Raw genomic sequence first — 11694 nt, 5'->3', positions numbered from 1 at the left:
AACTCGTCGCGGAAACGGGCGTTGAAGCTTTCGCAGTATCCGTTCTCCCAAGGCGATCCAGGTTCGATGTAAGCCGTTTTCGCGCCGACAGCTTTGATCCAGTCCTGTACGGCTTGAGCAACGAACTCCGGGCCATTGTCAGACCGAATGAACGAAGGCACGCCGCGCAGGATGAACAGGTCGCTCAGCACATCGATCACGTTGCCTGAGTTCAACTTCCTGTCGACACGGATCGCCAGACATTCCCGGCTGTACTCTTCGATGATATTCAATGTCCGGAACGCCTTCCCATCGTCCGTCCGGCAGTGCACGAAGTCATATGACCAAACATGGTTTGGATGCTCAGGCCGCAACCGGACACACGATCCATCATTCAGCCAGAGCCGTCCCTTCTTTGGTTGCTTCATTGGGACTTTCAGCCCCTCTCGTCGCCACAGCCTTTCGACGCGCTTGTCGTTCACATGCCAGCCAGCATCTCTGAGCATTGCTGCAATCCGACGATAGCCATACCGTCCATATTGCCGGGTTAGCTCGATCATATCCGCCACCAAGCGCTCTTCGTCCGGGCGACCGGCAGGTGCTTTGCGCTGTGTCGATCGGTGTTGTCTGAGAAAGCGACACGCGCGGCGTTCCGAAACGTTCCATTCTGCACGAACACGATCAATGCAGGACGGCGACGAGCGGGGCTCAGAAGTTTCCCTTTGCGGCCACCGCCAGGATCAGCTTGTCCAGGGTCAGATCCGAAACGGCCTTGCGCAGGCGCTCATTCTCTTTCTGAAGACGCTTTAGTTCCTTCAATTGGTCCGCGCCCATTCCACCGTACTTCTTCTTCCAGCGGTAGAACGTCTGTTCAGTCACGCCGATCTGGCGGATCGCATCCAGACGCGGCATCCCTTGCCCCGTCAGAACCTCAACCTGCCGTAACTTCGTAACAATCTCTTCCGGCTTTGGTCGCTTGTTTGCCATGTGTTTCCTCCGTTTTCCTGAACATAGCGGAGGACCACTTCAGTGGGGGAGAAGCAGACTCCAAGCGGAGCAGGTCAATTTCCTTGCAAAACCGGAGCTGTCCACAAATGGCAATCCCGGCCTGCGTGTTATGCCCCTGTTTCGGAAGCCTTCGGTCGACACAGCAGCACCAGCCAGGGCAGAAACGGTGCAAGAACGGAACAGAACAGCATGCGGTACATGTTGTTTGCCGCAACAAAAGCTGGATCAAGTTCGAGAGCAAGGGCAACGGCGATCATTTCGGTCAGGCTAGCAGGCGAAAAAGCGAGGATGGCGACGGCAGGGCGCAGCCCGAAAAGCGCGCTTGCAAAAAAGGCAGCCACAAAGGTCAAGGCCATGAACAGGGCAAAGAGGACCGCCGTCTGAAGCACGAGTTTGAGCAGCAATCGCGCTTTGAGGCGCGGCAACAGAGTGCCAACCGAAGCCCCCACGACCACAAAGGCCCCAGCGACGAGCCAAACGGGAACCGTCATCGTGACAACGCCGGTCGCATAGAGGGTCGCGGACAAGGCCAACGGAAGCGAGATTTCGGCCGATGGAATACGCAATCGACGGCCCAGAACCATGACGATAAGGCTGCCGCCGATCAAAAGGGCCAGATCGTGCAGCGTGGCTGGAACGCTGTTGGATACGGGGCGGACCCCCGTGGTGGGCACGTCAAACCCGGACATGGCATAGCCAAGCGGGATCAGGGACGCTCCGAGTACGATGCGAAACACCTGAAAGAACAGAACCGCGCTGGTGTCGGCGTTACTGGCGCGCGCCATTTCGATGACTGTCAGGATACCGCCAGGCAAGCCCGCGAGAGCAGCTGTTCGCCGGTCGTGGCCAAAGACGCGGGACAACAGCAGAAACCCCAGAAATATCCCTGTGAGCGTGATCGCTGTATTCAGCGCAATCGCTCCAGCTATACCCGACCATACATCCAGCGTCTCAGGCGTAAAATACTGGCCAAGACCCACGCCGATCACCGCCAGACCCAGAGCGTAGGCAAGGCGCGACACCTGAAGCTTGGGCAGGCGTTGCGACACGACCGACATCGTGACCACGGGCCCGACCAGAAACGCCAGCGGCAGGTTTAACGCCCATGCTGCCAAAGCACCGAGGAGCGCCAGCGCATAGGCGGCGCCCTCGCGGCCGAGCCGTGCCAGTGTCACGGCTCACGCAATTCGCGGCGCAGGATCTTGCCGACCGTGGATTTCGGCAATTCTTCGACAAAGGCGATGTGCCGGGGCACCTTGTAAGCGGTGAGATTATCGCGGCAATAAGCCTCGACATCTTCGGCCGTCACAACCGGATCCTTGCGCACGCAGAAGACCTTGACCGCCTCGCCGGTACGATCATCCGGCACACCGATACACGCGCTTTCCATCAGGCCCGGCATGGCGGCCAGAACATCCTCGATCTCATTGGGGAAAACGTTGAAGCCCGATACGAGGATCATGTCCTTCTTGCGATCGACGATCTTGACGAGGCCTTCCGCGCTGACCTCGGCGATATCGCCGGTGCGGAAATAACCGTCGTGCGTAAAGTGCTTATCATGTTCGTCTTCGCGGCCCCAGTAGTCGCGCATCACCTGCGGGCCCTTCAGACAAATCTCTCCTGCCTCGCCAACGCCCAGTTCATTGTCGTTCTCGTCAAGGATTTTGATGTCGGTTGACGGGAAAGGATAGCCGACCGTGCCGGTGAAGTCAGGCGCGTTCAGCATGTTGGCTGTAGCGATGGGGGAGGTTTCACTGAGGCCGTAGCCTTCGGTTATGTGAAGCCCGGTCAGCTTTTTCCAGCCCTCGGACACAGCGCGCTGCGTCGGTGAGCCGCCACCGAAAGACACGGTCAACGCGGAGAAATCGCACTCATCGAAGCCGGGGGTATGCAGCAAACCCAGATAGAGCGTGTTGACTCCGGTAAAGGCGGTGACGCGCCATTTCTTCCATTCAGCGACGAAGCCGGGCATGTCGCGCGGATTGGGGATCAGTATGTTGTGGCTGCCCAGTTTGAAATAGCACAGGAAATTCACCATCAGGGCGAAGATGTGATAAAGCGGCAGCGCAGTGATGATCACCTCTTCGCCGTGGCGCGTGACGTCGTCGACCCAGGCCTCAAAACCGGCGATATTCGCCATCAAGTTGCCGTGGCTGAGCATCGCGCCTTTTGACAGTCCGGTGGTGCCGCCGGTGTATTGCAGGAAGATCAGGTCGTCTTCTGTGATTTCCGGCTGCATGAACTCCAGCTCACGACCTTCACGCAACACTTGCGGGAAAGTGATGGCCTTCGGCGCGATGGCCTCGTGCACAGGCGGGTTGGGCGCTTGCAGGTCGCAAAGGTCATAGAAACCTGTGGTGACGATGGTCTTGACCGGTGTGTCGTCCAGCACGGCGGCCAGCGTCGGGGTCACTTGATTGAAGATCACGATGATCTCGGCTCCGCTGTCGCGCAGTTGGTGACCCAGTTCGCGCGGAGTATATAGCGGATTGACGTTCACCTGTACGCCGCCAGCGCGGATGATCCCAAAGCTGACGACCGGATGGACCAGCAGGTTTGGCATCATCACCGCGACCCGGTCACCTTTTTTCAGCCCCTGCGCCTGAAGCCAGGCCGCCACGTCACGCGAGAGTCGCTCAACCTCGTTATAGCTGAGGTTGGTGTGCAGACAGTGAAAGGCAGGTTTATCGCCCCATTTACCCACCGCCTCGTGCAAGAGGTCAACAACGGTTCCCCTGGTTTCCACATCCGAGGGAATTGAGCCATAGTGCTTTTGCCAGATACGTTCCATTTCGGGGCCCCTTACTTGGCGTCTTCGAGAACCATGTCGGCGCCTTTTTCAGCGGTCGCGATGGTCGGGATATTGGTGTTGGTGGCGGGCATGGTCGGGAAGATCGAACTGTCGATCACACGCAGGTTTGTCAGCCCATGCACGCGCAGGCGGTCATCGACCACATCCATGGGGCCATCGCCCATCCGGCAAGTCGAGATCGGATGCCACGAGGTCTGGCCGGTGCGTTTCATGAAGTCGATGACCTCGTCATCGCTGTCGATGTCGAAGCCGGGATCGACCTCGTCCACGATATGCTGAGCCATGGCTGGGTGGCGGGCGATCTCGCGCAGCTTGCGCATGCCTGCGAGCGCCTTCTCCGCATCTCCCTGCGCTGAGAAGTAATTGGCGTTCATCTCGGGGAAGACGCTTGGGTCAGCGGTGGTGATATGCACCGAGCCGCGGCTTTCTGGATAGATGTGGAACTGACCCAAGCCGATGCCGGAGAACGGATCTGTGGGTGGGCCGTCCTCGGCCAGGTAGCGATCCTTGGCCGAATAGAGCGCGATTTGCAGCTTAAGATCCGCATAAGGTTCACTCTCATGGCTGCGGGTCATGGCATGGGCCGTAACGGTGGGCGTGGCCAACAAGCCCTTGCCCAGCGTTAGATATTTGATCCCGGCGATCACGCTGCGCACCTTGCTGTGGAGGATGTCATTGAGTGTCACCGCCTTGTTGACGCGATACGCAAACCTTGTGTGCAGGTGGTCCATAAGGTTCTCGCCCACACCCGGAAGTGCATGAAGCACGTCGATACCGTGGCGTTTCAGCAGGTCTGGCTGACCGACGCCGGACAATTCAAGAATTTTCGGGCTGATGATGGGTCCAGCGGAGAGGATCACTTCGCGACTGGCCGTCAGATCGTGCAATGCGCCCTCATGACGGATGCGGATGCCCGTGGCGCGCTTGTTTTCAAAAAGCACCTTTTCGCAGGGCGCTTCGGTCAACACGGTGAGATTGGGCCGCCCGATCGCGGGGCGCAGATAGGCCGTGGCGGTGGAATGGCGTCGTCCGTTCTTGATCGTAAATTGCAGCCACCCCACGCCGTCTGACTTCTGGCCGTTGTAATCGGGATTGAACGGTATGCCGGTACCTTGGGCCGCGTCGATGAAGCCCTGACTGATCTCGTCACGCACGACACCATAGGTACAGGTCATCGGCCCGCCGCGTCCTCGGGTCGGGTCGTCGGTTTCGCGCGGCGCGTCATCAAGCTTGCGGAAATAGGGATAAAGGTCATCCCACCCCCAACCCTTGTTACCAGCCTCGGCCCATTCATTGTAGCGCGCGGGTTCGCCCCGGACATAGATCATGCCGTTGATCGACGAGGACCCGCCCAGAACCGCCCCACGCGGCCAGAACACCTTTTGATCAACCAAGGATTTTTCGGGGTTGGTAAAGTATTGCCAAGTAAAGCGCGGATCCATCCAGGTTTTGCCGATGCCCATCGGCATATTGACCCAAAAGCTCTTGTCCGAGCCTCCGGCCTCGACCAGCGCGACCTGATACCTGCCGTTTTCCGAGAGGCGATTGGCCAGTGCGCAGCCCGCTGAACCTGCGCCAACAATGATGTAATCGAACGCGGTCTTCATCGGGTTGTCCCCAAAGCGTCCATCATAGCGGCGGATTCGGCCCCCATACGTGTGAATTGCAGTTCGGGGATTTCGGGCTGCGGGGTTTCGTGGGTGAATTTCTCGGGCGCCCGAATGATCAGTTCGACCATATGCGGCCCATTCTGTTCAAGAAGCTCAGGCATGGCGGCGGCAAGAGCTTCGGGTGTTTCGATCTTTTGCGCGCTGGCATAGCCTGCGCCAAGCGCGACCGCGCAAAAATCCAGGTTGCGCCCCGGGCGGTCGAGATTGGCGACGCCGCTGAATTGCAGGCTGTTGTTGAACACGAAATGGATGAAATTGGCGGGTGCGACATCGCCGATCTGCGCCAGTGTGCCCAGTTCCATCAACAGGCTGGAATCACCATCCAGCACCATCACCTGCCGGTTGGGTTGCGCTATGGCCAGGCCAAGCCCCAGCCCCGAGGCCCCGCCCATCAGCGGCACCGAGGCCAGATTTAGCGGGCTGGGCGAGACGGCCGAAATGGCAAACATCGCCGACATGGTATTGGTGATCAGTGCGTCGCCCCGGAACTGGTGGATAACGCCGCAGGCTTGGAAATTCGTCATGCTCATCGGAGTGTCCTTTCTCAATTCCAGGCCGGGAAATAGCCAAAGTGAACAACGGCAGCGCGTTTGGTGGCGCGGGCGGTGTCGAAGGCTTCGGCGACCTTGGGCAGATCACCCGGGGTTTCGAGGTTGTAGAACGGCAGACCCAGAGCCTCGACCACGGGCTGCGTCCGGTTTACCATCACCCGGCGGCTATCGGTCAAGGGCTGGCCCAGGTTCGAGAACTCGCGCCCAAATGCACCGACAAACAGCACCAGCGGAATGGAGCCGTCGATGCCCACTGAACGCAAGCTGTTGAGACAATTCAGTAAACCCTGATTCTGCATCATGACGATGGGTTCAAGCCCGCCGACATACATGCCCATAGCCGTGGTCAGCGCCTGATTTTCTGCCGAGCATTCGAGATAAGTCATGTCGGGATCGTTCTTGAGCCGGTCATGCAGTGCGAATTGGATAAAATCCGGCACAGTCGTGACGGCATTTACGCCTTTTTCGCGCAGCACCGCGTGAACGGCGGAGGCGGGAACGGAATAGTCTGTGTTTGCCACGTCGGCGCCCTTTCGTCATGCAAGCGAATTAGGCAGAGGATATCAGCGGCAACCAAGGTAAACTGTCACTGATGTGACAATCAGAATATCTGCACTCAGGCTGTTCGGGAAATTTCGTTGCGCAAGGCGTCGATATCCAGAATCTCGATGCGGCCATACTTTAACACAACGACGCCATCGCGCTCCATGTCCTTGAGGATCATGTTTGTGCGTTGTCGCGACAGGTGCACCATTGCGGCCAGCGTATCTTGCGAGATTACGATTTCAAGCTGAGGGGGGGGTGCCCGGCGTTCGTCCAGCGCGTTGGCCAACAGCAGGAGGCGCCACGCAAGCCGCTCCCGGGCAACCCACGCCCCCATTTGTTCTGACAGCGAGAGGGCCAGATTCAAACGATCGCACAGAAGCTGAACGAGTGCCTTCTGGAAGTCCTGATAGGACCACATCATGTTCCCGACCGCTTCGGGGCGCAATATCAGAATCGTACTTGGCTCTTCGATCACAGAATCGTTGGTTTCGCGGTATCCTCCTAGACAAGGAAACACGCCCCAACAATTGCCCGGGCGGACGATGTGGGTCAGCATCTCGCGTCCATCCTTGGTAAAGGCGGTCAGCCTGACGGACCCGGACAAGACAATACACAAGCGCGGTTCGTTCAGGCCGCGACGGGTAACGAAACCGCCCTTTTCGTATTTCACCAACCGCCCGCGACGCAGCAGTTCGGCGACAGTGTCCACCGACAAGGCTCCGGCGAAGCCATACGGGCCGTTGATCAGGGCGGCAGCTTGCTGGGCATCCATCGTTGAGCCTCTTCCAAAGTGGCGACCTGAATTGTCACACAAGTGATATTTGAATCGGTATCTTTCCGTGACGATTAAGACAAGCAGACAGGAGCCGGAATATGACCGACACACCGGATGATCTTTTGAAAAACGGCGATCCGGCCCATGGTTGGAAAGGCAAGATCGGCAAGACATTCGCGGACAGTGAGCCGTGGTGGCCCGACCCGGTCAAGGCACCCGAAGACGCGCCAAACATTGTGGCGATCCTGCTGGATGATCTGGGCTTTGCGGAAATGGGCTGTTTCGGGTCGGAAATCCAGACGCCGAACATGGATCGGCTCGCCGAGCGGGGGTTGCGCTTCAATAACTACACCACGGTGCCGATGTGCGCGCCGGCCCGCGCCGCCCTGATGACCGGCAAGAACCCGCACTCGGTCGGGGTCGGGTGGCTGACTCATGCGGACCCAGGCTATCCTGGTTATCGCGCCGCGGAGATGTCCAAGGACGCACCAACGCTGGCCGAGCTTCTGCGTGATAGCGGCTATTCGACCTATGCCATCGGCAAATGGCACAACACGCCCGACTACAAGCAATCGAGCGCGGACGACAAATCGAGCTGGCCGCTGCAACGCGGGTTCGACCGGTTTTATGGCTTTTTGGGGGCTGAGACCAACTATCATGCGCCCGGACAAATCGTCGAGGGCAACGAGTTCAAGCCGGTCGAGGATTACGGACCTGACTACTTCTCGACGGATGATTTCGCCACGCAAGCGATCCGGATGATGCGTGGCCATGTCTCAACCGACCCTGACAAGCCGTTCTTTCTCTATTTCGCAACCAACGCGCCGCATACACCGCATCACGCAAAGCCCAAGGATATTGCCAGATACAAAGGCCGTTTTGATGCAGGTTGGGACGAGATCCGCCGGGAACGTTATGCCCGGCAGCGCGAGATGGGCGTGATCGGCGACTGGGAATTGCCCGAGCTGTCGCCCGGCGTGCCAAAATGGGAGGATATGCCGGAAGACGAGCTCGGAATCATGGCCGCCTACATGGAGATCTATGCAGGTCTTGTGGACAATATCGACCAGAATATCGGCCGGATCGTGGATGAACTGGAGGCCTTGGGTCAGCTTGAAAACACACTGATCCTGATCACCTCGGACAACGGGGCATCGTCGATTGGCGGCGAGGATGGCGCGGCAAACTTCACCGAAAAGCGCGTGACCCAGCAGGAGCCGCCGGAACTGGCCCGCGAGCTTTTGGAGCGGGGCATTCTGGGCGCGGTCAACACCTCGCCCGCCTATCCCAAGGGCTGGGGCAATGCCGGAAATACGCCGTTCCGGTTTTTCAAGCGGACGCCGATGAATGGGGGTATCCGTGTGCCCTTCATCGCCCATTGGCCCGCCCGGATCACCGATGGCGGCGCGGTGCGTCAGCATTGGGTGCATGTCACCGATATTGCGCCAACGATCCTTGAAATGCTGGGCATGGATTACCCGCAAGCCTTCAACGGGTATCGAACGCGTGGCCAGGACGGGGCGAGTTTCCTGCCGATGCTGTTTGATGGCGCGGCAACGCCGTTGCGAGACCGGCAGTATTTCGAGCTTGAGGGCAATCGCGGCTTCATCAAGGGCAAGTGGAAAATCGGCTCGCTGCAGCCGCCGGGGACCGAGATCGATCTTGAGAACTGGATGCTGTTCGATCTTGAGGCCGACCCGACCGAATGTCACGATCTGGCCAAAGAGCATCCGGACGTGCTGGAAGACTTGATCCGCGAGTTTGATGACGACGCATTCGCCAACTACGCATACCCGTTGGATAATCGGACATTGGTGCGGGCGCTGACAAATCACCCGGTCAAGATTGAGCAGGTCAACCGTACCCACACCTTCTATCCCGGCACCGAAGGCTATCAGGCGATGCGGGTCAGCCCGCTTTTTGCCGACCGGGATTACCGTCTGACGCTGCCGTTCGTCTATGAGGCGGGCATGGACGGAGTGCTCTTTTCACTGGGCTGTTCTCTGAAGGGCATGACCGCCTTTGTCATCGGGGGCGAATTGGTGGTGCATTACAATTCCGGGTTCCTGACCAAGCATGAACTGCGCCTGCCCATTTCGCGGGGTCGCCAGACGCTGGTGATCGACCACAAGGCTGCGGGCAAGTTGCAGGGGATGGCGGAGGTGCGGTTGGAAGCGGATGGGGATGTCAGGGCCGAAGGAGCCGTCAACATGTCGCCCACGATCCTGCATCTCAATGGTGAGGGGCTGGATATCGGTTTAGACCGCAAGACCAAGGTCAGCGCCGAATGCGAGGGGCGAGGGACCTTCGCCTATCCCGGCCAGATCGACTGGCTGAAGGTCGAGCCGGGGCCGCAGGCACCGGGCAGCATGGTCAATCAGGCCGAACTGGCCGTTCAGCGCGACTGGTAAAGGGGACGCAAGACATGGATATCGTAGAGCGCATCAAAGCCGAGTTTCCACAGATCGCTGAAGTTATGAGCAAGGTGCCCGAGACCTTCGCACCCGACTGGCTGATGGCGTCGGCAGTTCAGGAAACCGGCCTTGATGATTTCGGGCCCGACACGTTTCGCGAACCGCTGGAGCGTCTTTGCGCCTCGATCAACGAGGATGCCGATCTCAACCCTTATGGACGTCTGCTCTTTGCCAGTGTGATCCGCAATCAGCTTGGCAACCGGCTCTTGTTGCAGGACACCCGAAAAAACACCCCCGAGCGGCTGAGTGAACCACTGGTGCCACCGATTATCGTGACCGGCCTGCCGCGCACCGGCACCACCTTCCTGCATCGGCTGCTGGCGGCGGACCCGGCGCATGCCTCGCTGCCATTCTGGCAATTGAACCGCCCGATCCCACGTAATGCCGAAGACACCAAGGAAAAGCGGATTGCCGATGTCGAAGCGCTTTTGGATGTGCGCCGCAAGGTGACGCCCGAGCTTGATGGCACCCATCTCATTCGCGCCGAAGCCCCCGAGGAATGCCTGCACATGACCGGGGTCTCTGGCTTTACCCGCCTCTATTGGAATCTCGGTCCGGTCTACAGTTTCCAGCGCTGGCTCAGCCGCGTCGACAAGGCCGACAAATACCGCGATTACGTCGATCTTTTGCACTATCTGCAAGGCGAATACCCCGGCAAGCGGCTGGTCCTCAAAGCGCCCGATCACAATGATGGCGTTGCCGAGTTGCTGGATGCCCTGCCAGAGGCGCGCGTGATCCTGACCCATCGCGACATTGTCGAACAGATAGGCAGCTTCCTCAGCCTGGGGCGTACCACCCGCAAGCTCGCCGTCAATGCGCTCGACACCGCCAAAGAGGCAGAAGGCGTGATCGATATGACCGATGTCTCGCTACAAAAGATGGCCGAGGCCCGCATACGCCACCCCGACCGCATTCTCGACGTTCGTTATACCGACATGATGGCCGATCCGCTGGCCAGCGTCGAACGCATCTATGAATTTTGTGGTCTCACATTGGCCAAATCTCGCCGCGATGCGATTGCCGAGCATCATGCCAGAAATCCCAAGGGCAAGCACGGCAAGCACGAATATTCTCTGGCCGAGTTCGGGCTGGAGAACGATTGGGTGCGTGATCGCTACAAGGATTATGTCGCGGAATTTGTCGACTGACACCGGACATTGTCAACCAGGCGACATTAAACCGGGCCGGTTTCGCGGCATGGGGTCCGTCAGCTGAAAACAACCTCCAAAGACAAGGCACGATCATGACACCGAACCTGACCCCCATTCCCGAACTTTACGTGTCGTATGACAGCGCGCAGAAGCTGAAGGTTGAGGCCGCCGATCTGGTGTCCCATGACCTGAACCCGCGCCAGATCTGCGATCTGGAGCTGTTGATGAATGGCGGTTTCAACCCGCTGAAGGGCTTCCTCTCCGAGGCCGATTATGACGGCGTCGTCGAGAACATGCGCACGGCGGACGGTACCCTCTGGCCGATCCCGATCACTCTGGACGTGAAGGAAGACTTCGCCGCTTCCGTCGAGATCGGGCAGGACATCGCTCTGCGCGATCAGGAAGGCGTGATCCTCGCCACCATGACCGTCACCGACAAGTGGAAGCCGAACAAGGCGCGCGAGGCCGAGAAGGTCTTTGGCGCCGACGATTCGGCCCACCCGGCCGTGAACTACCTGCACAACACCGCGGGCGACTGGTATCTGGGTGGCCCGGTGACCGGCATCCAGCAGCCGGTGCATTATGACTTCCGCGCCCGCCGCGACACCCCCAACGAGCTGCGCGCCTATTTCCGCAAGCTTGGCTGGCGCAAGGTCGTGGCCTTCCAGACCCGCAACCCGCTGCACCGCGCGCACCAGGAACTGACCTTCCGCGCCGCCAAGGAAGCG

General features: G+C 59.2%; 9 protein-coding genes and 1 pseudogene. 3 read left to right on the top strand and 7 right to left on the bottom strand.

Annotation, left to right across the window (positions count from 1 at the left end; all coding sequences use genetic code 11):
* The 7 genes and pseudogenes from FEV53_RS18180 to FEV53_RS18150 all read right to left on the bottom strand — a co-directional run.
* A pseudogene (locus tag FEV53_RS18180) lies at positions 1–966 on the bottom strand (IS3 family transposase); the annotation flags it as partial.
* A 128-nt stretch (positions 967–1094) separates the two neighbouring features.
* The gene (locus tag FEV53_RS18175; RefSeq protein ID WP_142836147.1) at positions 1095–2162 is read right to left on the bottom strand and encodes an AbrB family transcriptional regulator; all 1068 of its coding nucleotides are present in this window, start codon (positions 2160–2162) and stop codon (positions 1095–1097) included.
* Positions 2159–3778, bottom strand: coding sequence for an AMP-binding protein (locus FEV53_RS18170; RefSeq protein WP_142836146.1), 1620 nt, complete (start codon positions 3776–3778; stop codon positions 2159–2161). Before FEV53_RS18170 ends, FEV53_RS18175 begins: the two co-directional genes overlap by 4 nt.
* Before the next feature lie 11 nt (positions 3779–3789).
* Positions 3790–5406: a GMC family oxidoreductase gene (locus FEV53_RS18165; RefSeq protein WP_142836145.1), complete on the bottom strand. Its 1617-nt coding sequence runs from the start codon at positions 5404–5406 to the stop codon at positions 3790–3792.
* A complete protein-coding gene (locus FEV53_RS18160) occupies positions 5403–5999 on the bottom strand; it encodes a thiamine pyrophosphate-dependent enzyme (RefSeq protein ID WP_142836144.1) in 597 nt (198 codons plus the stop codon). Before FEV53_RS18160 ends, FEV53_RS18165 begins: the two co-directional genes overlap by 4 nt.
* Before the next feature lie 14 nt (positions 6000–6013).
* Complete coding sequence (locus tag FEV53_RS18155) at positions 6014–6541, bottom strand: thiamine pyrophosphate-binding protein (RefSeq protein WP_142836143.1); 528 nt, start codon at positions 6539–6541, stop codon at positions 6014–6016.
* Between the two features lie 95 nt (positions 6542–6636).
* Complete coding sequence (locus FEV53_RS18150; RefSeq protein WP_221931666.1) at positions 6637–7338, bottom strand: Crp/Fnr family transcriptional regulator; 702 nt, start codon at positions 7336–7338, stop codon at positions 6637–6639.
* Between the two features lie 101 nt (positions 7339–7439).
* On the opposite strand from FEV53_RS18150, the gene FEV53_RS18145 reads away from it, so the two are divergent.
* The 3 genes from FEV53_RS18145 to FEV53_RS18135 all read left to right on the top strand — a co-directional run.
* The gene (locus FEV53_RS18145; RefSeq protein ID WP_142836141.1) at positions 7440–9752 is read left to right on the top strand and encodes an arylsulfatase; all 2313 of its coding nucleotides are present in this window, start codon (positions 7440–7442) and stop codon (positions 9750–9752) included.
* Positions 9753–9766: 14 nt separating this feature from the next.
* Positions 9767–10963 carry a sulfotransferase gene (locus tag FEV53_RS18140; RefSeq protein ID WP_185962306.1) on the top strand — a complete coding sequence of 399 codons (1197 nt, stop codon included), beginning with the start codon at positions 9767–9769 and terminating at the stop codon, positions 10961–10963.
* Positions 10964–11058: 95 nt separating this feature from the next.
* The coding region (locus FEV53_RS18135) for a bifunctional sulfate adenylyltransferase/adenylylsulfate kinase (protein WP_484217477.1) at positions 11059–11694 on the top strand (636 nt) is incomplete at its 3' end.

This window comes from Palleronia caenipelagi (assembly GCF_007004065.1).
GTDB classification, from domain to species: Bacteria; Pseudomonadota; Alphaproteobacteria; order Rhodobacterales; family Rhodobacteraceae; genus Palleronia; species Palleronia caenipelagi.
This window is presented reverse-complemented; position numbering and strand designations above follow the sequence as displayed.

Excerpts from the sequence above, each read along its gene's own strand:
- FEV53_RS18170 (WP_142836146.1), bottom strand. The coding sequence starts at position 3,778 with ATGGAACGTATCTGGCAAAAGCACTATGGCTCAATTCCCTCGGATGTG.
- FEV53_RS18165 (WP_142836145.1), bottom strand. The coding sequence starts at position 5,406 with ATGAAGACCGCGTTCGATTACATCATTGTTGGCGCAGGTTCAGCGGGC.
- FEV53_RS18160 (WP_142836144.1), bottom strand. The coding sequence starts at position 5,999 with ATGAGCATGACGAATTTCCAAGCCTGCGGCGTTATCCACCAGTTCCGG.
- FEV53_RS18150 (WP_221931666.1), bottom strand. The coding sequence starts at position 7,338 with ATGGATGCCCAGCAAGCTGCCGCCCTGATCAACGGCCCGTATGGCTTC.
- FEV53_RS18145 (WP_142836141.1), top strand. The coding sequence starts at position 7,440 with ATGACCGACACACCGGATGATCTTTTGAAAAACGGCGATCCGGCCCAT.
- FEV53_RS18140 (WP_185962306.1), top strand. The coding sequence starts at position 9,767 with ATGGATATCGTAGAGCGCATCAAAGCCGAGTTTCCACAGATCGCTGAA.